Origin of the sequence: Streptomyces sp. NBC_00727, from assembly GCF_045161745.1 — a bacterium.
Lineage (GTDB): Bacteria > Actinomycetota > Actinomycetes > Streptomycetales > Streptomycetaceae > Streptomyces.
This window is the reverse complement of sequence record NZ_CP108982.1, coordinates 1-25586: the sequence shown is the minus strand read 5'-3', so window position 1 is coordinate 25586 and position 25586 is coordinate 1. Positions and strand designations below refer to the sequence as shown.

Genomic DNA, 25586 nt, shown 5'->3' with positions numbered 1-25586 from the left:
GCTGGTTGCCCTACTCTCCGTCGTCCGCGGCGGTGACCGTGCCGTCCTTGATGTACCGGGCCAGGTTGAGCTCCGGACCGTACTCCTCCCGGACGGCCTCCGCCCACAGCGTGGTCTGCGAGCCCTCGTGCTTCACCATTCCCGGGCTGACCCCGAGACGGAAGCCCCCGGACATCGGCTTGCCGTCCCGGTACGGCAGGAAGTCCAGCGGCGAGGGCCCGTCGGAGGCGTACACCGCACAGTCCGAGAGCACCGCGACCGGGTACTGGCCGGTGGCGTCCGCGAGCCGGACCATCTTGCGGTGCATGTTGATCCGGGCCCGGGAAATGACGGCGGCGCGGATGTCGGGGCGCCAGGTCGGCCGGCTCAGCGCGGGCCACGGCTTGCCGGGGCGCCAGCCGCCACCGCGCGGGCGCTCCCGCAGCTTGCCGATGCCGCCCTTGGCCGTCGCCTTGATCGCGGACAGCACGACCGCCAGCTGCGGATCGCGGGCCCGGTAGCCGTCCATCGCCGCCAGGAACGCGTCGGGGGCCATGCCCTCGGTCACGCCGAGGTCGGCCATGGTCGCGACGTACGCGTCGCGCAGCCGCTTGTACCAGCCGTCCAGGTAGCGCCCGTTGGCCGGACGCACCCACGCCTCGACGGGCGTCACCTCGTAGCCGAGCTCCACCGCGTAGGCGACGGTCGGCGTCGCGTACCAGGCGGGTCCCTCCGGACGGTCGCCCTTCGGTGTGAACGGGCTGGGCAGCAGCTCCCCTTCGAGGCGACGCCACTGCTTGCCGATCACGACGTGCGACAGGTCGACGTGCGAGAGGTCCACCAGCCAGGAGCCGGGCAGCGCCGGATCGAACGCGGGCCCGTTCACATGCACGGGCGCCTCCAGGCCGACGGCCGCCCCGTTGGCGGCCGCGCCGAAGGCGAGGTTGACGTCGATGCCGACCAGGTGGCGCTTCAGGCACTCGTCGTCGGTGAGGGGCCGCGCCCAGTCGTAGGCCTCCTCGAACAGCATCTCGGCCGGGCCGCGCTGGTGGAAGCGCGGGAGGCCGGCGAGGAGCGGGTGCCCGTCGGGGGCCTCGCAGGGGGCGCACTCGACGGGTTCGGTGCCGAGCGAGCCGGGGTTGCGTTCGCTGTGCCGCTTGCCGTCCGCGTCGGGCGCGCTCGCCCGGGTCGGCGGGTGCAGCGACGTCATGAGTTCGAGCCCGGTGACGGCGGTGGAGCCCCGGGGCGTCATCACGCGCGAGGCGTACGTGCCCAGCAGCCGCACGAGTTCGGCGGCCGGGAGGTGCGCCGCGCCGTCCCAGTGCCGGACGTCGAGCGCGTTCCAGGACGGCACGCAGAGCTGGACGCAGCTGCGGCGCGAGCCCCGTGCGGGGCGGTAGATCCGGGCCCACGGCCCGAACCCGCGCCGGGTCAGCTTCCACTCCGCCCGCTCCAGCTGCTTGAGCGCCTTGTGCCCCTCGGGCAGTCTCCCCGCCAGGCTCTCCTCCCGGGACAGCCGTACGGGCAGCCCGAAGCGCTCGCACGCCGCTTCGGTGAGGACGAGCAGCGGGTCGGCGTCCTGCCCGTGGGGGTGCAGCCGGGGCGCCCCGAGGTCCGCCTCGTTCAGCGCCCACTCGACGAGGGCGGGCAGCGACTTGGCGGGCACGTCCAGCAGCAGACCGCCCACGCAGTACGCGGACACCTCGCCCCCGTCCACATCGACGACGGCGAGCGGGCCGTGCTCGTAGCGGGGGGCACGGGAGGCCTGCGGCGCGTGTGGCGCCTCGGCGTTCGCGGTCGTACGGGGCTCGTCAGCAGTCGCGGTGCTCTCGGTCGTACGGGGTCGCTGGGCGGGCCCGACGGAGGGCGCAGGCGCGGGGACGGCAGGGGCGACGGCCTCCGCAGCGGCGGGGGGCTCGACCGGCTCGACGGCTTCCGCCACCGGCTCCGGTGCACATCGCGCCGCAAGTCCTTCCAGCAGCCGGGCGTACGCGGCACGCTTCGGCGGCCGGGGCTCGCTGCGTCCGGACTCCCAGTTGCCGACCGACTCACGGCGGCTGCCGAGCGCCTTCGCGACCTGGTCCTGGCTCAGCCCGGCGGCCTCGCGCAGGCGCTTGCGTTCGGCCGGCGGCGGCAGCGGGTCCTGCGCGATCTGCTCCAGCAGCGCGTCCACCGCGCTGAAGAGCAGCTGCTCCTCGTGGGACAAAGCGATCACCTCTGGCGCCACCCTACCGAACCGCTCATCGAACGCCTCGCAGATGTCGCACGGATTGCGCATGTCCGTGGCCGGCTGCTGGAGACGTGCTTCAGACGGACTGGAGACGACCGGAAGGCTTTCACACGTTGAGCGACCGGACCGGAGCAGCCGGCCATTCGCTCAGTCGCTGTCATTCGCCGACAAGAACCGCAGGTCACAAGCTCGGCCGGAACACCGAGCGACCGAAGCGACCCAACGTTTAGGTATATGGAGCCATTGGCGTGCGTGCGCGTGTGCGTCATATATGGGGAGCTTCAGTCGCTTCAGTCGCTTCCCGGCCGGCCAAAACGCTGTGACCTGCGATCTTCCCAGCGAAACGGCCAACGGCTCAGCGACTCGGAGCCGCTCGCGACCAGGTCGCTGGGTAGCTGAGGTGTTTTCGGCGCTGGCACATCTGTTCTGACGCATGTACCTCTTCTCCCCCGGGGGTTTCGCTAATCTGATTTTGCGAGTTGAGTCGCTTCAGTCGCTGATGGGGGAAGTGAATGGCAGCTGAACTGCGGGTCTCGCGCGGCGACCCACGCCAGTTCAGGAGAGCTGCACCGGTCGCTGCGCAGCCTCTGACGACAGCCCGGCGGTGCGCGCGCCAGGGGTGGCCGGTTCAGCCCCTCGCGCCAGGGCCGCAGGCCCTCGGGGGGCGCGCGTGAGCGCGGACAAGAAGAGGGTGCTGCCGTCGGCCTCCTTCGACGCGCAGGCAGTGGCCGCGCAGATCCTCGCGCAGCCCGTCGCACCGCCCCGGCAGAACGCCCCGTACGTCCCGGCAGACGGAACGGCACCGGGCGGAGCCGAGGCGGACGGGCTGTTGCCCGACACCCTTACCGACCGGGGCAATGCCAAGTTATTCGTCAGGCTCTACCGCAACGACTACCGGCACGTGCCCGGCATCGGCTGGTTCCGCTGGGACGGCACCCGCTGGCAGTTCGACGAGGACGACACGGTGATGTGGTCGGCGGGCGACCTGGCGGAGTCCCTCGCCACCACCGATCCGCGCGGACTGTTCACCCCGGCCGCGCTCCAGCAGCACCGCAGGCGCACGCTCAGCACGAGCGGGATGAACGCGATGCTGACCCAGGCCAAGTCGGCGCCGGGCATGGTGCTCAACGCGGCGATGCTGGACGCCGATCCGTACGCGCTGTGCACACCGGCGGGCGTGGTGGACCTGCGCACCGGGCGCATCCGCCCCGCCGAGCCCACCAAGGACTTCCACTCCCGTACCACCTCCGCCGCGCCCCGGACGATGGCCACACCGCGCTGGGACCGCTTCCTCGCCGACACCTTCGGCGAGGGCCCGGACGGCGAGGAGATGATCTCCTTCCTGCAGCTGCTGCTCGGCTACTCCATCACCGGGGACGTCGGCGGCCAGGTGATGCCGTTCCTGTTCGGCTCCGGCAAGAACGGCAAGTCCGTACTGCTGGACGTCCTGATGAAGCTCCTGCGGGACTACGCGGACGCGGCGCCGCCCGGTTTCCTGATGTCACGCCCGTACGAGGGCCACCCCACGGACCTCGCCGAACTGCACGGCCGCCGGGTCATCGTGTGCAGCGAGGTCAAGCCGGGCGACCGGTTCGACGAGGCCCGGGTGAAGCTGCTGACCGGCGGGGACCGGATCAAGGCCCGCCGGATGCGGCAGGACTTCTTCAGCTTCGAACCGACGCACAAGATGTGGCTGCTGGGCAACCACCGCCCCGAAGTCGGCACGGGCGGCTTCGCGTTCTGGCGGCGCATGCGACTCATCCCGTTCGAGCGGGTCGTCTCCGACGACCGCAAGATCGACAACCTGGCGGACATCCTGGTCACCCAGGAGGGCCCGGGCATCCTCAACTGGCTGATCGAGGGCGCCCGCCGCTACCTGGGCGGCGACAAGGACCTGTCCGGCCCTGAAAGGGTGCGCATCGCGACGACCGTGTACGCGGAGACCGAGGACCACACCGGGCGCTTCGTCGGCGAGACGTGCCGGCTCGACGCCGGGCTCCGGGCCGAACAGGCCCAGCTCTACGCGGCGTACAAACGCTGGTGCCAGAATGAGGGCGTTCCGGCGATTTCGTCGCGAGCCTTCGCGGCGCACATCCGGGAAGTGGTGGGGCTGGCGTCACCGAAAGAAATGATCTTTTCCAACCAGCGCAAGTACTACCCGGGCATCGGCCTGCTCGCGGACGAGGAGACAGTATGAGCGCCCTCATCGCAGAGGACGAGATCGTCCACGAGGTGGACCTCGTGTGGCTCGAGGACATCAGCGTGCTCGACTACGTCCGCCAGAGCCTGGACCGCCTCCCGACCCGCCGCGGCAGGCCCGCCTACCACCGCGACGGCAGAATGGTCGGCTACGCCCTGCTCGGCCCGAAGGCCAAGCCGTCCCGCTCCTCGGGCACCTTCCGCCGCCGGGTGTTCTGGCTGCTCCCCCACGACCGGGACAGCGAACCCGACGGTCTGTACGCCCGGGGCGCACCGGCCGAGGCCGTGGACGTACGGACACTCGCCCCGGGCAGCAAGGGGCACAAGACCGAGCGCTCGGAGGGCGGCCCGATGTCCTCGTCCGCTGCCCGGGAGTTCCGGCCGTAGCAGTACTTCCACATCAGGATCGGGCGCCTGCCGGGATGGATAAGAAACAGCGCGTCCGGTATATTTCTGTCGTCGGTAAGAACCGTGGACAGAGAGGCGCCACCGTGCAGGGGGAACATCCCATCCGGGCCCAGGTGCTCGTGGCCGGCGGAGGCCCGGTCGGCATGCTCGTCGCGGCCGAACTCGCCGCGTACGGCGTGGACACCGTACTCCTGGAAACCAGGACCGAGGTCTCCGACCAGCCCAGGGCGACCACGCTGCACGCCCGCGCGGTGCAGTCACTGGCCCGCCGGGGCCACCTGCCGGGCCCACCCCACCCCTCCTACGCACCGGAACCGACCTCCAGCGCCTTCCACTTCGCGGGGCTCCCCGGCCTGACCATCACCGCTCCCCCGCACGAACCGGAACCGGTGCTCAAGTGCGCCCAGGCCGACCTGGAACGGCACCTGGAGACCCGGGCACGTGAGGCCGGGGCACGCATCCTTCGCGGCCACCGCGTCACCGACGTCGAACAGGACGGAAGCGGTGTACGGGTCACGGCCGAAGGCCCTCATGGCCCGGCCGTCCTCCGCGCCGGGTACGTGGTCGGGGCGGACGGCGCCCGCAGCACGGTCCGCACCCGGTCCGGCATCGAGTCCGACACGGTCCCGGCGACGGTGTCCGCGCTGATGGGAACCGTCACACTGGCCGATCCCGGGGACCTGCCGAAGGGCTGGCACCGCACCCCGCGCGGCTGGATCGTCGCCAAGCACGACGGCGGCCGCACCCACCTCCGTACGCTCAACTGCGCCGGACCCCACGAGGACCGGCGACGCCCCGTCACCCTGGACGAGCTCCACGGCGAGGTGGCACACATCGCGGGCCGGGACATCGCGATGCACTCGCCGCACTGGCTCAGCCGGTTCAGCGACTTCGCCCGCCTGGCCCGCACGTTCGGCCGGGGACGGGTCTTCCTCGTCGGCGACGCCGCTCACGTGCACTTCCCGATCGGCGGCCAGGGCCTGAGCACCGGGGCGCTCGACGCGCTGAACCTGAGCTGGAAACTGGCCCACGCGGTGCACGGCACAGCGGGCACCGAACTGCTGGACAGCTACGACGCGGAACGCCGCCCGCTCGCCCGCCGTGTCATCGACGGCACCCTGGCCCAGCTCGCCCTGATGCGCCCCGGCCCCGAAGCGGAGGCGCTGCGCACGGTGTTCACCGGTCTCCTCGCGGCGGAGAGCGGAAGCGGCCACCTCAGTGGCCTGATCAGCGCCCAGGACACCGTCCTGCCCGACCCCACCGGCGCGGGCGGCCCGGCCGCAGGGACGTACCTCGCCAACACCACGCTCAGCACCCCGGACGGGGACACCGACGTCATCCGCCTTCTGCACGACGGGCGGCCGCACCTGCTGCTCCTGGGAGAGAAGGCGGCCCGCCACCAGGAGGCGGCCCGGGCATGGGAGGGCATCCTGCACACCGTCGAGGCCAGGCCCGCCCCCGCCGCACCGTACGAGGCGGCACTGCTGCGGCCCGACGGCCATCTCGCCTGGGTGCCCGGCGACGGCAAGCTCGGGCAGGTGCTGACGGCGTACTTCGGACCGGGCGCCCCTGCCGGCTAGACCGGCGGAATGCGGGGCGCCCCGGCGCTGTCAGCTCGCGGTCTCCAGGACGTCGCGCAGGTCGGCCGCCTTCAGCGCCTCCGCGTACACCTTGGCGCCCCGGCCCTCGGACAGGTCCAGCGAGGCCAGCACCGAAGGCATTACCGCACTGGGCAGCAGATGACGCATCAGCGCGGACACCCGCACCACCAGGTCGCGGTACTCGCACACGGCCTGCGACATGGACTGGATACCGGCGAAGGAGCCCACGATGACCTCGGCCGTCTCGGGCGGCGAGATGTGCGGCAGCAACTCGCCCTGGGCCTGCGCCTGCTGGAGCAGGTCGAGCCCGACCTCGCCCCACCGCAGGAACGGACCGCTGCGGTCGAGGTTCTGCGTCTGCTGGTCCATCGACAGCCGGACACCGGCCCGCACCATCGGGTCGGTCTGCAGGCGGTGGGCGTGCAGCATGACGACGTCCACGATCTCCTGCATCTTGGACGCCCGCAACGGCACGATGATGCGCTGGTCCTGCTCGGAGAGAACGCCCTGGGCGAGATCTTCCTTGGAGTGGAAGTGGAAGTACAACGCGCCCTTGGTCACCCCCGCCTCGGTGAGGATCTGGGAGATCGTGGCTGCTTGGTACCCCTGTTCCTCGAAGATCTTGGCCGCCGCCGAAAGAATCGTCTGCCGGGTGCGGATAGCCCGTAGCTGCTCAGCCACTCTGCCTCCTCCCTCCTCAGGGTGGTCGATCGTGGGGAGTGTAAATAAACCGTCCAGTTCGTATCTTACAGGCCGGCCCTTTCCCTCCGCCCTGGTCGGGGAAATGTCCGGCAGGAAAGGGAAACCATGATCCTCGTCACGGGCTCAACCGGGACGATCGGCCGTGAAGTGGTCCGCCTCCTCCCCGTCGGCCCGGCCGTACGCATCATGGCCAGGCACCCCGCACGGGTCGCCTGCGCCACCCGGAACGCCCAGATCGTCCACGGTGACTTCACGGACCCCGCGTCACTGACGAACGCTCTGCACAACGTCCACACCGCCTTCTTGGTCACCAACCCCGACGGGGACGACGACGCGCGCTTTCTCGAGCCAGCCCGCGCCGCCGGCGTCCGGCACATCGTCAAACTCTCGGCGGCCGCCGTCATCGACCCCCGGGCCGATGATCTGATCACCCGCCACCAGCGCCGCAACGAGGAGCTGCTGCGCGCCTCCGGCATGGACTGGACCCTGCTGCGACCCCGCGCCTTCATGTCGAACACCCTGTCCTGGGCCCGTTCCATCCGCGCCGACCGGGTGGTGCGCGCGCCGTACGGGACCTCGGTGAACGCCTGCGTCGACCCGCGTGACGTGGCCGAGGCGGCTGTACGAGCCCTGACGGGGGCGGCCGGGGACCATGCGGGCCGGGCCTACACCCTGACCGGGCCTCAGGCCCTCTCCGCGGCCCAGCAGACGGCCCAGCTCGCCGGCCTCCTCGGCCAGGAGCTCCGGTTCGAGGAGCTGAGCCCCCAGCAGGCCCGTACGGCCCTCGAAGCGCGCCACCCGGCCGGTATCGCCGACGCCCTCCTGGAGAGCGCCAGACGGCAGCACAGCGGCTCCAAGGCGGTCGTGGACCCCACCCTGCCCGCCCTGCTCGGGCGCCCCGCCCGGACGTTCCGCGACTGGGCCGCCGACCACCTGGACGCGTTCTGCCCGGCGCCGGACGCGAGGGACTGAATTCCGTTCAGTCCCTCCTCATTCGGTCCCTCTTCAGCCCCTCCAGCAAAACCGCAGGTCAGAGGCTTGCGTTTCCGAAGAACCAGGGTCTGAAGGGACTGAAGGGACTCAAGGTTGGCAGTTATAACCGATTATGCAGGCGTGTGTATGCGCACGTGCGTAGAACAACCCTATATATCCCTTTGTACTTACTACTCTGTTCCTGAAGCGCTGATAACTACCGACCTTGAGTCCCTTCAGTCCCTCCGTTTTCCGCCTGCAAGCCCCTGACCTGCACTTTCACCCGAGGGACCGAAGAGGGACCAAAACTTCCAGTCCCTCCGCTCCGCGTTCAGTCCCTCCCTTTCGGTCCCTCCCCGCCGCGCTCGGCACAGCTGCCCGACACGCCCGGCCCGGACACACAACTCCTCCCCGGGCAAGGGACCGAAGGGACTCGCGGAACGAAGACTCCCGCCCACCGCGGGACGCCTGTTGTAGGCTCTGATCCGAATCTGAAAACTCAGTCCCTTCAGTCCCTCAGCCCAGTAGTGGAACCGCGCTGACCTGGGCTTTTCTTAAGAGGGACTGAATCGTTCAGGACTCAACGACCTGTTGGCCCCTCGGCAAGGACGATCAGCGTGCCGCGTCAAAGAGAGACCAGTGGCCCGCATGCGGCGGGACCCACGAGTCCCTTCGACATGGCCCGGTGGTGCGCGGCGAACGGCTGGCCCGTCCACCCCTTGGCCGCTGGGCGCAAAACCCCCGCGGGCAACTGTCCGGCCTGCCGCGAGGACCCCCACCGCCCCGCGGACTGTGCCTGCCTGCCCGCAGGCAGGTGGTGCCACGGCTTCCACGCCGCGACCACCGACCCGAAGCTCCTGGCCGCCTGGTGGGGCGTCAACCCGGCCCTCGGCGTCGGCGTCTCGTGCGGCCCGGCCGGCCTCGTCGTACTGGACGTCGACGCACACAGTGCCGAAGTCCCGCACCGCGACCGGCTACTGCCCGGCATCCCGATCCACGAGAACGTCAACCTGACCGGCCTGGCCTCCGGCTTCGACACCCTCGCCCTCCTCGCCGCCCTGCGCGGCGCCCCCAGCCCCGCGGACGACGAATCGACCCTCCGCGTCCGCACCCCGTCCGGCGGCCTCCACGTCTGGTACCGCACTGCTCCCGGAGCACCGAGCTACCGCTCTTCGGTGGGCTCCAGCCCCAAGGTCGCCCTCGCCTGGCAGGTCGACGTCCGCGCGGTCGGCGGCTACATCGTCACCCCGGCCACCCGGACCCCGGCAGGCACCTACACCCCAGTCGGCGCCGCCCGCCTGCCCGCACTCCTGCCCGACTGGCTCGCCGCCGAACTCAGCCGCACCGGCCACGCCCCGCAGCCCGCACCGGCACGTGTCCCAGCGCCCCGGCCTGTACGCGCGGTACGCGGTACCTCACGGGCACTCCGGCTGCTCGAACCCCTGCTCGCAGAGGTCCGGGCCTGCGCGGCGGCAGCCGAGGGCATGGCCTTCACCGAGAAGCTCAACCGCGCCGCCTACACGGCGGGTGGCCTCGTCGCGGCCGGGCACCTGGCCGAACCCCGCGCACAGGACCTGCTCACCGACGCCGCCGACGCCGCCCGCCCGCACCGCCACCGGCACAGCCTCACCGTCATCGCCTCAGCCCTGTCCGCCGGCGCAGCCCGCCCGCTCCATCCCGAAGGACGCCCATGAGCAGCGCCGACAGCAGCCCGCGCTTCGACGCCACTGCCGCAGCGCAGCAGATGCTCGCCCTCGAAACCGAGGGCGGCCTCCCCGGCCTGCCCGCGCAGCAGAACGCCCCCGTGGTCCACGAGCCCCCGCCCGAGGGCCGGTTGCCGGCGCTCCTGACCGACCGGGGCAACGCCAAGCTGTTCGCCGTCATGTTCGGTGATCAGTTCCGGCACGTCGAGGGCCTGGGCTGGTACCACTGGGACCAGTACCGCTGGAAGCGCACCGGCGGCGAGAAGGCCGCCGTCTGGGCCGCGGGCGACCTGGCCGAACAGATGCCCCCCACCGACCCCACCGGCCAGTACAACGACCGGGAAGTGCGCGCGCACCGGCGACGCTCCATGTCGACCCCGGGCATCAAGGCCATGCTCACCCAGGCGAAGGCCTCCCCCGCGCTCGCCCTCGACCCGGACGTCCTGGACGGCGACCCGTACGCGCTGTGCACCCCTGCGGGCGTCGTCGACCTGCACACCGGGTACCTGCGCAAGCCCGACCCCGAGGGCGACATGCACTCCCGGGCCACCAGCGTCGCGCCCGAGGCGACGCCCACCCCGCGCTGGCACCGCTTCCTGCACGACACGTTCGGGGACGACGCCAAGGGCGAGGAGACCATCCACTTCCTCCACCTGCTCCTCGGCTACTCCGTCACCGGCGACGTCGGCGCCCAGGTGCTCCCGTTCCTGTACGGCACCGGCGCGAACGGAAAGTCCGTCCTTCTGGACGTCATGACGCAGATCCTCGGCGACTACGCGCAGGCGGCCCCGCCGGGCTTTCTCATGGAGAAGGGCAAGTTCTCCGAGCACTCCACCGAGCTGACCGAACTGCACGGGCGCCGCATCGTCGTCTGCTCGGAGCTCAAGCCGAACGACAAGTTCGACGAGTCCCGGGTGAAGCTGCTGACCGGCGGCGACCGCATCATGGCCCGCCGGATGCGGCAGGACTTCTTCAGCTTCAACCCCACCCACAAGCTCTGGCTGCTGGGCAACCACCGCCCCGAAGTCGGCACCGGAGGCCACGCGTTCTGGCGCCGCATCCGCCTCATCCCGTTCGAGCGCGTCGTCCCCGCCGTCCGCAAGATCGACAACCTGGCCAAGGAGCTCGTGCAGAGCGAGGGCCCCGGCATCCTGCAGTGGCTCATCGAGGGCGCCAAGCTCTACCTGGCCACCCGCGACCCACTCGACGGCCCCGCCACGGTGCGCTCGGCCACCGCGGCCTACGCCACCACCGAGGACCACATCGGCCGCTTCCTCGCCGAGTGCTGCACCACCCACACGTCGGACCTCCGCGTGGAACAGGGCCTGCTCTACGCCGCGTACAGCAGCTGGTGCGGCGCGGGCGAAGGCATCCGTCCCGCGACGGCCCGCGCGTTCGCAACCCGGGTCCGCCAGGAACTCTCCCTCGCCTCGCCCGCCGACATGATGAAGTCCAGCGGCAAGAAGTACTACCCCGGCCTCGGACTCCTCGCCGACGACGACTCCAGGACCGGCCATGCCTGACCCACGCACCCGGCGCGCACCCGCCGGTCCGGCCTACCATGAACACGGTGCCCCCACCAGGGAACGTGCTCACACCCACCCCGGCCTCCTCCCGGCCGGCCGACACACAAAGGGGCTGCAGCCATGAGCTCGCTGCTGAACGAGAGCGACCTCCACCACGAGAACGCCGTGGTCTGGCTGGAGAACCCCGACAACCTCGACTACGTACGCCAGGCGCTCGACAAGACCACCCGCCGCCGCGGGAAGCCCCGCTACGAACGTGACGGGCGCATGGTCGGCTACACCGAGCTGGAGGCCCACACCGAGGCCGACCCCGACAGCGGCCTCCACCTGCGCCGGGTCTTCTTCCTCCTCCCCCACGACCGCGACGCCGACCCCGACGGTCCGTACCACGAGGGCGCACCAGGCGAAGCGGTCGACCCGAGCACCATTGAGCCGAAGCGCGTCGGCGACAAGACGCCCCGCTCGCAACGCGGCCTGGCCGCGACGGCGGAGACCGGCAGCTGAGCGGGGTGGGGGGATTATTACGCCGTAATAATCCCCCCACCCCGCGCCGACTTATTACGCCGTAATATCCGCCCCGGATCCCCTCCCCGGAGCCCTCCAGCCCGACTCCACGGCCACTCCGGAGCCGGGCTCTTGAGTGACCCTCAAACAAAAAACAGGCAGAACTAACGCGCCGATACCAAAAAGGATCATCGGAGTTAGTAAGGTGCTGCCATGACTTCGCCCTCCCCAGGCGACCGCGAGAAGGTCGTCTCCAAGCTGCCCTCGGTGCTGCAGCAGGACCTGAAGATCCGGGCCGCCCAGCACAACATCGACATCCAGCACGCCGTCGAAGCAGGCATCGAGGCCTGGCGGCGACTCGGCTCCAACCTCTCCCCCATCGATACCGCCGGGGCCAAGTCCTTCGCCACCTTCCTGCCTGACGGCCAGTGGGACGGCTTCCGCGCCGACTGTGCCTCCCGCGGCCTCTCCCTCATCCAGGGCCTCGCCCAGTCCGTCGTGATGTGGCTGGAGACGAACCCGGCGCCCACCGTCGTACGCCCCGAACACCCCAAGCGCATCATCACGTGCAACCAGAAGGGCGGCGTCGGCAAGACCGCCATCGCCGCAGGCACCGGCGAAGCCCTCGCCGAGGACCCCGGCGCGCTCCACCCCGTCCGCATCTCCAAGCACTTCGCGGCCGCGCTCGCCGAGGACGCGGACCCCTCACCCCTCGACTACGAGGACCTCCCCGGCCTCGGACTGCGCGTCCTCCTCGTGGACTTCGACCCCCAGTGCCACCTCACCAAGCAGCTCGGCCACCAGCCGCTGCCCATCGAGGGCGACAGCCTCACCAAGCACATGGCGGGCGAGGCCAAGGGCCGCCTCACCGACCTCGTCGTCCCCATCGAGGACCCCCGCTTCGGCGACCGCCTCCACCTGCTGCCCGCCTGCACCGACGCCTTCCTCCTCGACGTCAAGCTCTCCGGGGTCCGGGCCCGCGAAGCAGCTCTGGAACGCGCCCTGTCCGCGATCGAGGCCGACTACGACGCCGTCATCATCGACTGCCCGCCCAGCCTCGGCCTCAGCATGGACGCCGCCGCCTACTACGGCCGCCGCCGCCAGGGCGAGGCCCCGGGCAACTCCGGCGTCCTCGTCGTCGTCCAGGCCGAGGACAGCTCCGCCGACGCCTACGGACTCCTCACCTCCCAGATCGAGGACCTCCGCGACGACATGCACCTCGAACTCGACTACCTCGGCATCGTCGTCAACCACTACGACGCCCGCCGCGGCTACATCGCCACCTCGTCCCTCGACTCCTGGATGGAGATAAAGGACCCCAGGGTCGTCGGCGTCATCGGCGACCTCAAGGAACAGAAGGAGGCCGTACGCGTGAAGCAGCCCCTGCTCGCCTACTCCCCCCGCTGCGACCAGGCCGTCGGCCTGCGCGCACTCGCCCGGGAGATCTCATGAGCAAGGCATCCCGGCTCGGCGCCGGCTCCTCCTTCGGCCAGACCCAGTCCATCAGCGCCCGCCGCGCCGCCATCAACCAGGTCGCCGCCGCCCCCACCGAGGGCGCCCCACCCCCGGTCCAACTCCCCGTCGATGCCATCAGCCTGAACCCCGACAACCCCAGGACGGACCTCGGCGACCTCACCGACCTCGGCAACAGCCTCCGCGACCACGGCCAGAAGACCGCCATCAGCATCATGGGCCGCTTCGCCTACCTCGAAGGCAACCCCGACCGCGAGGACGACCTCGAACCCGGCACCAAGTACGTCGTCATCGACGGCAACTCCCGCCTCGCCGCCGCCCGCGAAGCCGGCCTCACCGAGATCAAGGTGATGCTCGACGACAAGCTGGGCAGCAACCCCGACGAGATACTGGAATCGGCCCTCGTCGCCAACATCCACCGCCAGGAGCTCAACCACCTCGACGAGGCCAAGGCCCTCGAACAGCTCCTGAAGATCCACGGTACCCAGGAAGCCCTCGCCGCCCGCCTCCACCGCTCCCAGGGCTGGGTCTCCCAGCGCCTCGCGCTGCTGACCCTGACCCCCTCGCTCAAGGAAAAGCTCCAGTCGGGCGAGGAGTCCGCGGCCACACTGCGTCTGGTCGGCAAGAAGAAGGCCGAGGACCAGGAGGCCCACCTCGAGCACCTGAAGGCCACCAGAACCCAGAAGCCCCGCACCCCCAAGCAGGAGCGCCAGTCCGCCGCGGAGCCCCCCACCCGCCTGCCCTCGACCGACGCCTACACCCTGGCAAGCCTGATCATCGCCGAGCTCGACGTCCCATCCCGCCGCAAGCTCACAGAGCTGCTCGTCGACTTCAAGATCGAGGAGTCGAAGCGGATGAGGGCGGAGACGTAGCCCACCGCAGAGGGCCGGGCACGGATTATTACGCCGTAATAATCCGTGCCCGGCCCTCACTTATTACGGCGTAATAAGTGAGGGCGCTCGGCCAGAGGGCGCGCCCGCCACTCCGTCCGCTCGCAGTATTACGCCGTAATAATCGGGGGCAGCCGACCGACGACGGCGGTTGTACGAGACCGTCACGGCCGCGAGCAGCGGCCCCCAGGCGACCAGCGGCAGATAGAGCAGCCCCACGACCAGGTTGCCGCGCACGGTCAGGTCGGAGTGGGGGAGAGCCCACCAAGCGACGAGCGGCGTCCACAGGACCGTCAGCACAAGGGCCCCCAAGGCAGCCGGGACGACAACCGCGAGGCGGGGGAGCAGCCGCCCGCCAAGCAGGGGAACCCAGCCGGGGACAACCTCGCCCCACGGCCGTACGAGTCCGAGAGCGAGAAGCCCGACCGCCTCGCTGACGAGGCTGAGACCGATGACGTAACCCGCACCCCACCCGGTGAAGTCCATCGCCGCGTAGCCCGCATCGGTGTAGCCGGCCTGGTGGCCCGTCGCCAGAAGCAGGCGCCAGAGGCCGGTCGGCAGCGTGACGAGCGCACAGAGGTGGGCGGCCCGGACTGCCCAACGGGGCGGTGTGGAATTCATATGCACCATCATGTCGACGCGCCAGCCCACAGTCGTCGGCTCCGCGTACGAGCTTCCTCAGGTCCGGAAGGCGACTCCGCCCCCACCGTCTCCCTCGCACGGGGGAGACCCGCCTCCTCCTACGGACCGCCCGCATTATTACGCCGTAATAATGCGCTGCAGCCCCGTCCCTCAGACCCCACCGCCTCGCCGGCGCGAGGCGAGCACCACCGCACCACCGCACCACCTGCGATCGCAAGCCCCGAGAGGACTACACCGAACACCGTGGCGGCACCGGTCAGCCCCACGCCGTCGCTGAGATACCCGACGTACACGGACAGCAGCCCCGCCGGCACGTAACCGCCCGCGTTCAGAGCGGCATTGGCCTCTGCGAGGCGCCCGGGCGGAACGCTCGAGTTGAGCAGCGAAAGACCGCCGAGCTGCCCCATGCCTTGTCCCGCCCCGGCTGTCGTTTCGTGGGGCTGAACCGTTCCGGGTTCGGTAGAGACTCGTTTCCGTGAAGGGATCGAGTTATGGCACGTCCTTCTTCCTATCTTGTTGGGCTCCGCCGTCGTGCGGTGCGTATGGTCGCTGAGGTGCGCGTTGACTATCCGAACGGGTCGGCCGTGGTGCAGGTGGTCGTGGACAAGCTCGGGATCGGTTCGGCCGAGATCCTGCGGAACTGGGTGAAGCGGGACGAGGTCGACTCCGGGAAGGGTCCGGGGACGACCACGGAGGAGTCCGCGCAGATCAAGGCGATGAAGAAGGAGATCGCCGAGCTGAATCGGGCGAACGACATCCTGAAGGCTGCGGCGTCTTTCTTCGCGGCCGAGCTCGACCGGCCACACACACGCTCGTGGCGTTCATCGGCGAGCACCGGGCCCGCTTCGGCGGTGTCGAGCCGATCTGCCGCGTGCTCACCGAGCACGATTGCAAGATCGCCCCCTCCACCTATTACGCCCACCGCAAGCGACTCCGGGCCCCGTCGGCCCGCACGGTCCGCGATGCCGAGCTGAAGCCGCTCATCCAGCAGATCTTCGACGTCAACTACCGTGTCTACGGGGCCAGGAAGGTCTGGCGCGAGCTGCACCGCCAGGGCCACGTCGTGGCCCGGTGCACGGTCGAGCGCCTGATGCGCGAGCTCGGCGTCACCGGCGCGGTTCGCGGATTGATGATCTGCGAGTTTTTGTCGGTGGTGGTTCGGCGTTTTGATGTCAGTGGGTGAGTAGCGGGCTCTCTGCTGCTCTGTGGGTTGTTGTGGGTGGCTCGGTTGTTGTCAGGAATGCCGATCCGGTGCTGACGTTTTTGGTGATGGTGCGGGTCAGTTTGTTGCCGGTTGGTACAGATGGGTGGGTGTTGTTGCTGGTCACGGCCGTGCGGCGGTGCCGGGGCGTTGCTGGCCGAAGGTGGTAGGCATGGCCTTTTACGGCATGGGTTTCAGGTGGTAGCGGATCCCTGTTGCGGCGCGGGTGAGTTGTTCGCCGTTCTGGACTGTGATGAGTGGGAAGAGCGGACTGTCGGCGGTACGGCCCTTGAGGTGTCCGTGAATGCCGGCGGCGCGTATGAGCTGGTGTGTCCAGGTGGGGAGTGGGTGGACCTGGCATCTGCGGTGGGCGGTGCTGTCGTGGACTTTGACAGCGGTTGCTGCTTCGTTGATGTCGATGCCGCGGATGAGAGCGAGCCGGGTGAGGTCTGCTCCGGTGACCGCGTGGATGGTCAGCGCTGTTGCGTGCAGGGGGTGTGCCACCGTGGCCAGCCGTGCGACGAGGGCGTCCGTTGGTAGGTGGTGACGCTCTCGCGCGGGTGGTGCGTTGTTCGTTGTCGGGGCGAGTACGGGGGCGCCCTGGCACTGCGCCCGTTTCGGACGGCCTGTCACCGTGCCGTTGGACGGTGCGGGTGGGGTGATCCACTGTCCGTCGTCCTTGATGTGCCGGTGGTGCCAGTGTCCCGTGTTTCTGGTGCTGGACGCTGAATGCCCGGTCTGGGTCAGCGCGTTCCGGGCTCGGGGGAGGGCGTCGATGAGTCGGTATGGGGTGGCTTCGAGGAGTGTTGTCAGGGCGGGGGTGACGGGGCGGTGCCACAGGAGGGTGAGGCGGATGCCGCATTGTTCCCGCAGGGCGAGGAGTTGTTGCCGGCGGGCGTGTGTGAGGCGGTCGGTGCGGCAGACGATGAGGTGTCCGATGTGGTGGGTGAGGATCCAGGTGGCGACGGCGTCCCAGGCGGGGCGCTGGGAGTCGGCCCACGTCCCGTACGTTTCTCCGCCTGGGGGGAGTCGTTTGCCCAGGGCATAGAGAAGGTCGTGGGCGAGGGCGGCGGGTGCTCCGTTGGCGGGGCTGGGGTCGATGGTCAGGCGTCCGAGGCCCGGGTGATGCGCGTGGTGAGCGGCGGTCGTCCAGTCGGGGTGGTCGTGCTTGTCGATGACGACGGTGACGGCTGGGAGACTGCCGGCTGTCATTACATGCCGCCGATTTTGCTGTAGACCCAGCGCACGAGGTCTTCGTCGACCTTATTGAGGTGCAGTTTCTTCATGCCGGCCAGGATGTGGGTGGTGATGTTGGCCCAGTTGCGGAAGCTGCCATGGGCGGCCTGCTTGTCGATCGCGTCGATCAGCGCGGTGTCCACATCGGCCCAGACAGGATGGAAGGCGGGAATCGTCTCCCTCACTTCGTCCTTGGACATGCGGGTGAACTCCTGCCAGATGAAGATCCGGGAGGCCAGCATCGGCTCGCGGCGCAGAACCTTGTAGCAGCCGTCGCCCCCGGCGAAGATCACCGCGATGTTGGTGCGCTTGTCGTCCCACAGGTGGCGCCAGAACTCGAACCCGGTCTTCTTCATCCACTGCGCCTCGTCACAGACCAGGACCCTGAATTCCTCGGCGAGTGCCTCTTTGAGGAGGGTGTCGAACTCGATCGGGCGGGCCGGCGGCTCACCGGGCAGTCCCAGTGCCTGGAAGAGACCGTGCCGAATGTCTCGCGGGGTCGGTCCGGCCCGCAGTTCCAGGCGGTGGGTGATGTCCGGTGCGAGGTGGCGCAGCGCGGAGTTCACCGACATCGTCTTGCCGGATCCGGCCGGCCCGTAGACGCACATCATGGCCTTGGCCTCGATGACGGCTTCGATGTTGTCCCGGGTGGTCAGGAGCGTATCGGTGCCCACCAGTTGCGCCTGCTCCAGGCCCAGGAAGTGGTCTTCGCTCTCGTCGGGCAGCAGCCCGTAGTCCAGCTCAGTGATCATCGGCTCGGTCCTTGTCAGGAGTGGGTGTGCGTGGCGGCCTGGGACGGGCCCAGGTGTCGGGCGCTGGGCCGTGCGGTACGAGATCGGGACGAGCCAGCGCACGGCGGTCCGTCTGAGCCGCCGCACCGAGCTCCTCTTCGGCCTGCGCAGCGGTCGAAGAGGTGAGCGCCCTGGGTGGGGCTGCGGTGGTGGAGGCTTCGAAGCGCCGGCGGCGCAGCTTTTCCGCGGCTTTCAGATCAGCCTTGAGCCGCCGGGCTGCTGCGGTACGTGCGGCTTGGACGGAGCGGATCTGCTCACGGCTCGCCGCGGCGGCCAGGAACGCCGAACCGAGATGGCGGCCGGTATCGGCGTCGAAGACTTCGATGGTGTCGTCGTGATGGGGCAGGTGCCGTACCGAGACTCTGGTGCCTGTGCGGCCGTTCATCCACGGGGCGAGGTAGTCGCGCCGGCGCCACCGCACCCCGGACGTGCTGATCGTGTACGTGCGCCCGTTGTCCTCCAGCACGAACGTCGCCAGCTGCCCCGCGGACACATCCGTGAGCGGAGTCGCGTCGGCCTGCCACGCCTGGAGGGGGGTCTGCCCGTGCAGCGCGGACGGCTGGTGGCGGGTGTTCCACCAGGTCACCCAGTCCAGCAGCAGTCCCACGAACGCCTCGTACGTCAGGGGCGGGGCTTCGGGGTCGGCGGTCCGGCCGCCGGTGAGTTTCTGCCGGCCGGTGTAGCGGGGGAGCGAGACGAGGAACATCTCCTCCACCGCGTCGTTCAGCGCCTCGATCGTCCCTTTCAGGTGTGGGGTGTAGGCGGGGAGGTCGGTGACGGGGACGGCGAGCGCGCCCATCGCCGCGGTGACCGCCCGGCACAGGAACTCCTTGCCGCGGTCGACCCGGATCTGTCCCGGCAGTCCGCCGAGGGGGCCGAACGGTGCGCTGCGGGTGATTGCGATGCGCAGGGAGGCCAGCACCGCGTCCCGGCTCGGAGGGTGGGCGGTGACGGCCACCCCGGTGATGGCCCTGGTGGCGCAGTCGATGAACCAGGTCACCCACGGAGTGGCCAGCTCACCCTCGACGTCCACCTCGACGGGTACGTGCTTGTGGTCGCCCTCCCATACCGCGTTGCGGTGTGTGGCCGGCCGCTGTCCGAACACGTCATGCGCGCGCCGGGCGGATTCCCCGCTCCTGAGTCCGGCCCGCTCCCCGCGGGTCAGGTCCCGCCGGATCGCCCGGTGCAACGTGGACAGCGACGGGACTGGGGGCGCGTCCGGATCCTCGGCTGCCCGCTGTGCCAGCTCGGCATGGACCCGGGAGGCGTTCCCGCCCCACAGCGCCAGCAGCCGCCGGACCTCCGTGGTGACCGTGAAACGGGACGACTCCACCCGAGCGAGACGGTGATCCTTCCGGGCAGCGGCCAGCCACCGCCATACCGTCCGCTCCGACTTCCCCAACGCCTGCGCCACCAGGCGCACATGCGCGGCCGTCAGCTCTCCACGCCCGTCGAGGTCCAGCAGCCGGGGCATGGCCGCAGCACGCCCCGACGCGGGCGGGAACACGGCCATCGAGGCGTCCGCGGGAATCTCACCACGGCTTCCCCGCATGTACGGCCCCTCTCTGCCGAGTCCGAGACGGCACCCCGCCGTCCTGGACCCAGGTATCCCAGCTCCTCGGTACCGGGCTGACCGGAATCGGCATACGGCTGACAGCGACCGTTGCCATCCGTTACGGCCGCGCCGTTGCGAAGCCGCGTCCGACCGCTGGAGCCGTCTGGCAGATCGCTCCGCATTCGACAGACCGACCGAGGCACTGGAATGCCACGGCATCATGGCTCGGCACGCCGTTGCTGCTCAGGTTCGCATCTCCGCTGGTCAGAGCAGGATGAAGGCCCTAGTGGGAGCGCGTGGAGAACGAGTTCGTCTGCAGCATCGTGTCCGGCGAGCAGCAGGGTGCTTGCGGTAATTACCAGTACCTTGGCCCGCCAGCGGCACAGTGCTTGTGGCAGCCCGGATTGGGCCGTAGGACTGTCAGTGGCATGTGGGAATCTTTGAGCATGACCTTCCGGGGGAAGTATTCATATCGAAGGCATTCCGACGCATATGGGCGGTGTTCCATGGGTGATGGGCGGACGATACGCGTACATCGCAAGGACCTGCCTTCCCCTGACGGATGCCGCTGGTGTGGCGATGACCAGGGCCATCACGGCTCACAGTGGGTAGCTTCGGTCGGCCTGCACACGTGGGAGGCGCCGACGCGTGAACAACGACTCAAGCGTATGAAGGTACGGCGCGCGGCACGTCAGGCTGGCAGCGCGACGTCTACCACAGATGCGGCCCCGCGTTCTGCGCGCGATCGATCAGGGAGTTGAAGATTGCTGAGAGCGCAGCAGGGATGCGGTCCTTACCAAGGTGCGCGGCGATGCCTACCATGAGGTCTTCCTTGTTCTGAGGTCCATCGTCCGAGCCGGCCTTGAACAAGCCCAGCAGCTGAGAGCTGAACTTTCCGGACCGCAGTGCCTCGATTTCCGCAGGCTGCCAAGCCTCGCGCTCGGTGTTCGGCTTCCACAGCGCGTTGGCCGTATCGGCCCAGTCGCCGTCGGTGAACAGGTCTTCGAGCTCGTTGGGGGAACCGAGGTAGAAGCACTCCTCGGTGGGGTCGAAGCCATGCTCTTTGAGCTTGGCGTCCCGGAAGACGTGCTTCTGGTTCGCACGGCTGTCCTTGTCGACGACGAACGCAACGTCGCGGCCGTGTTCCTTGAGGAACTTGGCAAATCGCAAGGCACCCTCATTGCTTCCCCCAGCCCACAGGCAGATACCAGCGGACTGAATGGGGTACCCGGCGTGCTTGCGGAACAAGATCGGGAACGCGGATGTTTCGGACACCCCCTCCACCGCGACGAAGAACCGCTCGTGTAGCAGAACACTGTTGCGGAACCCCAGCGTGGTCGCGATTGTCGACAGGTGGCGGCGCACATCAATGTCTGCGCTGTCCTCGCTCAGGACTTCCGCCCGAACCTGCCCCTCGTGGGTGCGTAGGTGCACCACGGACGAGATGTCGACTCCGTCGATCAGGTTGAGTGAGTGCGTCGCCACAATGACGCGCGCGTTCGGCCGTGACGACTGCAACTGGATCAATGCCATGATCCGCCGCTGGTGGGAGTAGTCCAGGTGGGTGTCAGGCTCGTCGTAAACGAACACGACATCCGAGGCAGGTCCTTCCTGCGCCTGGTCCTGTCCCAGGTCGTTGCTGCTTTCCCACAAGGCCAGCGAGATACGGCGCGAGCGACCAGTCCCGGCCGACGAGAGCGGAAACCGCCTCCCCTGCGAGTCCACAATGTTCAGTTCCACCCCGACTAGCGCAGGACGCACCTGCACCTGAGGGTCCAGTTCCACCGAAGGCAGGGCACACCGCTGCGCGATGTGCCCGCGGATGCTGTCGATGTCGGGTGTCAGCGACTCGGCAAGATAGCCCTCAAGATCCGCCACTCGCTTAGCCACCTCATCGGCGCGCGTGTACTCGCGCAGCCGGGAGTTGAGCAGACTCTGGACCACAGCCTCAGGCGCCTGGACCGAGTCGCCCTTGAAATACACCATGGACGGCATCGCAGCAGCTACCTCGGAGTCCGCCGCCACCCACGCATCGACCTGCTCCATCCGCTGGGCCAACTCCCGGAGGGGCTGCTCCCAACTGTTCCGCGCATTCAACTGCCCGACGGGCTCGACCCCGTGGGTAGCTGCGAGTTCCCTAAGGCCCGCCAGCTTCACCGCTTCCAAGTCGCGTAGCTCAGGGATCCGGCAGACGCGGCGGCGGATCTCCAGGAACGCACCCGCTTCCGGGCGGAAGCGACGGCGAATCTGTACCCGCTCAGGCAGGGCGAAATGCTGCTGCTCGTTGGCGCTGAGGGTGAAATCGCCCATCACGGTGGTCTGAGGCACCCGCGCGTGCGGCGCGACCGCGTCCTCGCTGTGCACCGGTTCTTGCACGACCCCATCGCTGACATAGGTGAGATCGCGCTCGCTCAGCGCAGTCCCATGAAGCAGGAAGTCCAGCGCGTCCAGCAGAGCACTCTTCCCACCCTCGTTCTGACCAGTCAGAACCGTCTGCGGCAGGACAGGAACATTGTTGATGTTCGCCAGGCAGCGGAAGCCCTCAACAGAAACGGAGCAGATCTGCACGCATGCCTCGACTCGACAACGATGGAGCGGTTTTGGAACAACTACCGGGCTGTCAGCCCGAAATCAAACGGTACCGATATCGGCCCTTCACGAACTGGGCTAGGTAACCGCCCTTACCGGAGGACATCATCAACGCCACGTGCACCTCTGCGGGCACGTTCTCGTAGCGATACAACCCTCCACCGTGAAAGGCGACCTCAAGCACACGCTCCGCCTGGTCGTAGCCCACCGATCGGAGGTTGGAGGAGCGGACCGGCTCATGCAACAAGGCGCCTCCTACAGCTAACGTGCCAAGCGTTGCACGATTGACCGAAATGATAGCGCGGTACTCGGCTGTGCCAGCGAGGTTCCGAAGCCTCTCGTTCTCGTAGAACAGCAGGGCTGCCCAGACCTGCACCTCACCGCTTGAGAACCAGCAGTACAGTCCGTCTCCACCCCTACGCCGCCCACTCCAGCCCCAAGCCGGCGAGGGTGGTGAGTTGGTCGTCGCTCAGTCGGTCCCGCCGGCTCTTGTGGTTGCTGAGAAATACGCCCAGGCGCACCGACGTCCCGTCCGGCAGCTCTTCGACATGCTGCCTTCCGACGGTGGTCTTTCCTTCCCGTGCGATGTATTGCTGCAGGGCTTGTACGCCCCGTTGGAAGGCTTCGGAGCCCTTCCCAGCCCCAGCCTTCGCCGCACCCCGCGCGGGGGCCTTCTGCGCTCGTACAACCGCCCGTGGCCTTACACCCAGCTCCTCCAGTCGCCGCCGCTGCTCCGCGTTCAGCTGCGCCCAGTCCCGTGTCTGTCGGGTGGCCCAGCGGCCGATGTCGTCGCCCCGGTAGGTCACGCCGGGCTGGACGTTCTCCAGCGTGTTCCCGGCGTCCAGGAGGGCGGCCAGGCCGACGTAGCAGCGTTGCCAGTCCACAGTCCATCCGAGGAGCCGCGGGTTCCAGTCCGGATCGATCGCGGCGAGCTGCTCCGCCCGCCGCTGCGCCCGACCGGTGTCCTTCCCGAGTCCGCCTGGCCGGCGGAGGTTGGTGAGCCATTGCCCGACATGCCGGTCGAGGGCGGTGGCGTGCCGGGGCGCGGCCAAGGTGCCGGCCTCCTTGAAGTAGGCGCGGGCGGCGGCGAGATTCTCTTCGAAGGCGGCGTCGGCGGTGTCCCACACCATGCCGAGCTCCTCCAGCTCGTCGGCGCGCTCGCCGTTCATGGTCCCGGCGCGGTAGGCACGCCGCTGGTCGGACAGCCACCTCCCGAGCGGGTAGGCGCCCTCGGTGTGCTCGTAGGGCACGTCCAGGTCGCCTTCGCGCTCGTAGTAGCGGCGGGCGGCGTCGTAGCCGCGCTGCCAGTCCTGGCGTTCGGTGCTGATGACGTTGAACCGTACCCACTTCGCGATCACCACCGGATCCCTGGGGGCGGCGAACCGCAGCAGCGGCCGCGTGTCCTCCTGACCCTCCTCCGGCGGGGGACCGATCGGAGGCGACGGATCAACGACCGCCTTCCGCTGTTCCTGAGGAATGGCCAGCAGCTCGATAGCACGCTCGTCGTGTGCCCGAAGCCCCTCCAGAACCTTCACCAAGGGCCGATACGAGTTGGAGGTGAGCATGTCTTCGGGCTTTTCATCCGGTGCGAGGAAGACGGGCACGATCAGGGTCGCCATTTTCCCCTGTCCGGGTTTTTGCCGCAGTGCCCGGCCGATGGCCTGGACGATGTCGACGGCTGATCCCTTGGGGTCGAGGAGGGCGACGGAGTCGACGGCTCGGATGTCGAGGCCTTCGCCCAGGACGCGGCAGTTGGAGAGCACGGCGCGTCCGGCGCGGCGGCCGAAGTCGGCGAGGACCTGGCGGCGGTGGTCGGGCTCGTGGTCCCCGCACAGCCAGTTCGCCCACACCCGTTTTGGATACCGCTCGGAGTCTGCGGCGTGGAGCCGCTTCGCGACCCGGCCCAGCCCTCCGGCGAAGGCGGCTGCTTCGATGGTGCGGTGGTGGAAGGTGATGGTGGTCTGCAGCCCGTGTTCGGCCATGGTCTCCAGCAGTGCGGCCTGGAGCGCGCCCATGCGTTCGCCGCGGACGTCCTCGTCCCGCTTCTCCGGTCTGGCGAGCCGGGCTGGGGTGACGACCGGGTCCGTCAGTTCCACGACGACGATCTGATACCGCGCCAGCAGGCCCCGGGAGACGGCTGATGCGAGTGACAGCTCGTAGACGACGGGGCCGAAGACCTTGGGATCGTCCATGGAGCAGGCCATGTCCTGCGGCAGCGGGTCCCACAGCTGACCGGCCCCGGCCTGCCGCTGCGCCCAGGAGGGCCGGGGCGGCCGCTCCTTCCAGATGCGGGGCGTCGCGGTCATGTAGAGCCGGCGCATCGCAGGGATGATGTCCTGGTCGTGAACCGCGGCCCACGCCTTTCCTGCCGAGCCACTTGTTCTGTGGGCCTCGTCGACGACCACGAGGTCGAAGACGTCCATGGGCAGCCCGTATGCGCCCTCGTGGGCTTCCGCGAGGACGGGCAGGGAGGCGTAGGTGGCGTAGACGGTTACCGGTCCGCGTCCGTGCCACAGGGCCAGCTGCGGTGCGGACGTTGTGGAGCGGACCTTGAGGTCCCACAGGTGCGGGTCGTCCTCCAGCGAGCAGACGGCGACGGCGGGTCCGTGGTGGCCGGCGGCCCGCCATTCCCGCACGGTCTGCGTCAGCAGATCGAGAGTCGGCAGCAGGACCAGGACCCGCCCGTTACGGGCCAGACGGAGCGCGGAGTGCGCGGCGATGAACGTCTTCCCCGTGCCGCAGGCCGCCACCACGGTGGCCCTCAGACCGGCCCGTGGGATCTTCTTCCCCGGAGGGATATCAAGGCCGCGCACGACAGCGTCAACGGCCTCGATCTGGTGAGGTCGGAGCGTGAATTTCTCTGTACTCGGCATATCGGATCTCCGGAAATCCAGGAATGAACAGGTGGCCATCAGAGGAAGTGGCGATCTGTTCGGGATACTACACAGCACATCAGTGACGCACGATGCGATGCACATGCGGGTGATGCACAGGTACCATCGTAGCGGGACGATGGTACCCAGGGGGAGTTTCAGGCCACCTCGTCCCGGCGCTGGAGTCACCCCCGGAAGCGACTGATGGCCTGTCTGGTGCGGGGGAGCGAAGCGGAATCCGCACCCACGGCCCGGGGCCGGCACTCGGGCCAGGATGATGGAGTGTCACGGTTCGGGGGTGGCCGTTTTCTCGGGATACTACACAGAACAGCAATGATGCACCGTCATCGTGTAGCCAGCCGTTCCGGCGGAGCCGGAACCGGGCGGGGGAGCGAAGCGGACCCGCCCCGCAGTTCGGGCTGGAGCGGAGCGGAAGCCCGCGGATGGAGCGAAGCGGAAATCCGAAAGGCGCGAAGCGGCTTTCCAAACACTTCGTCACGAACCGCGAAGCG

At 69.1% G+C, this 25586-nt stretch carries 19 protein-coding genes and 2 pseudogenes; 10 read left to right on the top strand and 11 right to left on the bottom strand.

Annotated elements, in window-relative coordinates; translation table 11 throughout:
• Positions 1–10 precede the first annotated feature (10 nt).
• Positions 11–2185 carry a telomere-associated protein Tap gene (gene tap / locus OG242_RS31965; RefSeq protein WP_331739129.1) on the bottom strand — a complete coding sequence of 725 codons (2175 nt, stop codon included), beginning with the start codon at positions 2183–2185 and terminating at the stop codon, positions 11–13.
• Positions 2186–2900: 715 nt separating this feature from the next.
• Here tap and OG242_RS31960 point away from each other — a divergent pair.
• The 3 genes from OG242_RS31960 to OG242_RS31950 all read left to right on the top strand — a co-directional run bounded on the left by OG242_RS31960 (position 2901) and on the right by OG242_RS31950 (position 6396).
• Complete coding sequence (locus tag OG242_RS31960) at positions 2901–4406, top strand: phage/plasmid primase, P4 family (RefSeq protein ID WP_331739128.1); 1506 nt, start codon at positions 2901–2903, stop codon at positions 4404–4406.
• Complete coding sequence (locus OG242_RS31955) at positions 4403–4795, top strand: DUF6009 family protein (RefSeq protein WP_331738782.1); 393 nt, start codon at positions 4403–4405, stop codon at positions 4793–4795. Before OG242_RS31960 ends, OG242_RS31955 begins: the two co-directional genes overlap by 4 nt.
• 104 nt (positions 4796–4899) lie before the next feature.
• Entirely contained in the window at positions 4900–6396 is a 1497-nt protein-coding gene (locus OG242_RS31950; protein WP_405901792.1) for an FAD-dependent monooxygenase, read from the top strand.
• A 30-nt stretch (positions 6397–6426) separates the two neighbouring features.
• On the opposite strand, the gene OG242_RS31945 is transcribed toward OG242_RS31950, so the two are convergent.
• Positions 6427–7098, bottom strand: coding sequence for a ScbR family autoregulator-binding transcription factor (locus tag OG242_RS31945; protein WP_331738776.1), 672 nt, complete (start codon positions 7096–7098; stop codon positions 6427–6429).
• Between the two features lie 126 nt (positions 7099–7224).
• Here OG242_RS31945 and OG242_RS31940 point away from each other — a divergent pair, with 126 nt between their 5' ends.
• The 6 genes and pseudogenes from OG242_RS31940 to OG242_RS31915 form a co-directional block, all read left to right on the top strand.
• Positions 7225–8091, top strand: coding sequence for an NAD(P)H-binding protein (locus OG242_RS31940; protein ID WP_331738773.1), 867 nt, complete (start codon positions 7225–7227; stop codon positions 8089–8091).
• 677 nt (positions 8092–8768) lie between these two features.
• Positions 8769–9785 carry a bifunctional DNA primase/polymerase gene (locus OG242_RS31935; protein ID WP_331738770.1) on the top strand — a complete coding sequence of 339 codons (1017 nt, stop codon included), beginning with the start codon at positions 8769–8771 and terminating at the stop codon, positions 9783–9785.
• Positions 9782–11317, top strand: a complete 1536-nt coding sequence (locus OG242_RS31930) for a phage/plasmid primase, P4 family (RefSeq protein ID WP_331738766.1) — start codon at positions 9782–9784, stop codon at positions 11315–11317. Before OG242_RS31935 ends, OG242_RS31930 begins: the two co-directional genes overlap by 4 nt.
• A 123-nt stretch (positions 11318–11440) precedes the next feature.
• Positions 11441–11824 (top strand): DUF6009 family protein, encoded by a 384-nt coding sequence (locus OG242_RS31925; protein WP_018521694.1) that lies wholly within the window; start codon positions 11441–11443, stop codon positions 11822–11824.
• A gap of 213 nt (positions 11825–12037) precedes the next feature.
• Positions 12038–13276 carry a ParA family protein gene (locus tag OG242_RS31920; protein ID WP_331738762.1) on the top strand — a complete coding sequence of 413 codons (1239 nt, stop codon included), beginning with the start codon at positions 12038–12040 and terminating at the stop codon, positions 13274–13276.
• Positions 13273–13983 (top strand): annotated as a pseudogene (locus OG242_RS31915) (ParB/RepB/Spo0J family partition protein); the annotation flags it as partial. The gene OG242_RS31920 and the pseudogene OG242_RS31915, both read left to right, overlap by 4 nt.
• A gap of 249 nt (positions 13984–14232) precedes the next feature.
• Here OG242_RS31915 and OG242_RS31910 read toward each other — a convergent pair.
• From OG242_RS31910 to OG242_RS31900, 3 genes and pseudogenes are all read right to left on the bottom strand, one after another.
• Entirely contained in the window at positions 14233–14808 is a 576-nt protein-coding gene (locus OG242_RS31910; protein WP_331738760.1) for a hypothetical protein, read from the bottom strand.
• Positions 14809–14927: 119 nt separating this feature from the next.
• Positions 14928–15254 (bottom strand): annotated as a pseudogene (locus OG242_RS31905) (hypothetical protein); the annotation flags it as partial.
• A 140-nt stretch (positions 15255–15394) separates the two neighbouring features.
• Positions 15395–15586 (bottom strand): hypothetical protein, encoded by a 192-nt coding sequence (locus OG242_RS31900; protein ID WP_331739152.1) that lies wholly within the window; start codon positions 15584–15586, stop codon positions 15395–15397.
• Between the two features lie 57 nt (positions 15587–15643).
• Between OG242_RS31900 and OG242_RS31895 the strand changes: the two genes are divergently transcribed.
• Positions 15644–16012 carry an IS3 family transposase gene (locus OG242_RS31895; RefSeq protein ID WP_331738757.1) on the top strand — a complete coding sequence of 123 codons (369 nt, stop codon included), beginning with the start codon at positions 15644–15646 and terminating at the stop codon, positions 16010–16012.
• Between the two features lie 198 nt (positions 16013–16210).
• Here OG242_RS31895 and OG242_RS31890 read toward each other — a convergent pair whose 3' ends face one another.
• The 6 genes from OG242_RS31890 to OG242_RS31865 all read right to left on the bottom strand — a co-directional run bounded on the left by OG242_RS31890 (position 16211) and on the right by OG242_RS31865 (position 25074).
• On the bottom strand, positions 16211–17242 hold the full coding sequence (locus tag OG242_RS31890; protein WP_331738754.1) for a hypothetical protein: 1032 nt from the start codon (positions 17240–17242) through the stop codon (positions 16211–16213).
• Positions 17242–18018 carry an AAA family ATPase gene (locus OG242_RS31885; RefSeq protein WP_136207106.1) on the bottom strand — a complete coding sequence of 259 codons (777 nt, stop codon included), beginning with the start codon at positions 18016–18018 and terminating at the stop codon, positions 17242–17244. Before OG242_RS31885 ends, OG242_RS31890 begins: the two co-directional genes overlap by 1 nt.
• Positions 18008–19531 (bottom strand): Mu transposase C-terminal domain-containing protein, encoded by a 1524-nt coding sequence (locus OG242_RS31880; RefSeq protein WP_405901459.1) that lies wholly within the window; start codon positions 19529–19531, stop codon positions 18008–18010. The genes OG242_RS31885 and OG242_RS31880 overlap by 11 nt, the downstream gene beginning before the upstream one ends.
• Before the next feature lie 792 nt (positions 19532–20323).
• Positions 20324–22180: an AAA family ATPase gene (locus tag OG242_RS31875; RefSeq protein WP_331738744.1), complete on the bottom strand. Its 1857-nt coding sequence runs from the start codon at positions 22178–22180 to the stop codon at positions 20324–20326.
• A 52-nt stretch (positions 22181–22232) separates the two neighbouring features.
• On the bottom strand, positions 22233–22445 hold the full coding sequence (locus OG242_RS31870) for a KTSC domain-containing protein (RefSeq protein ID WP_405901802.1): 213 nt from the start codon (positions 22443–22445) through the stop codon (positions 22233–22235).
• 172 nt (positions 22446–22617) lie between these two features.
• A complete protein-coding gene (locus OG242_RS31865; protein ID WP_331738736.1) occupies positions 22618–25074 on the bottom strand; it encodes a Helicase associated domain protein in 2457 nt (818 codons plus the stop codon).
• Positions 25075–25586 lie beyond the last annotated feature (512 nt).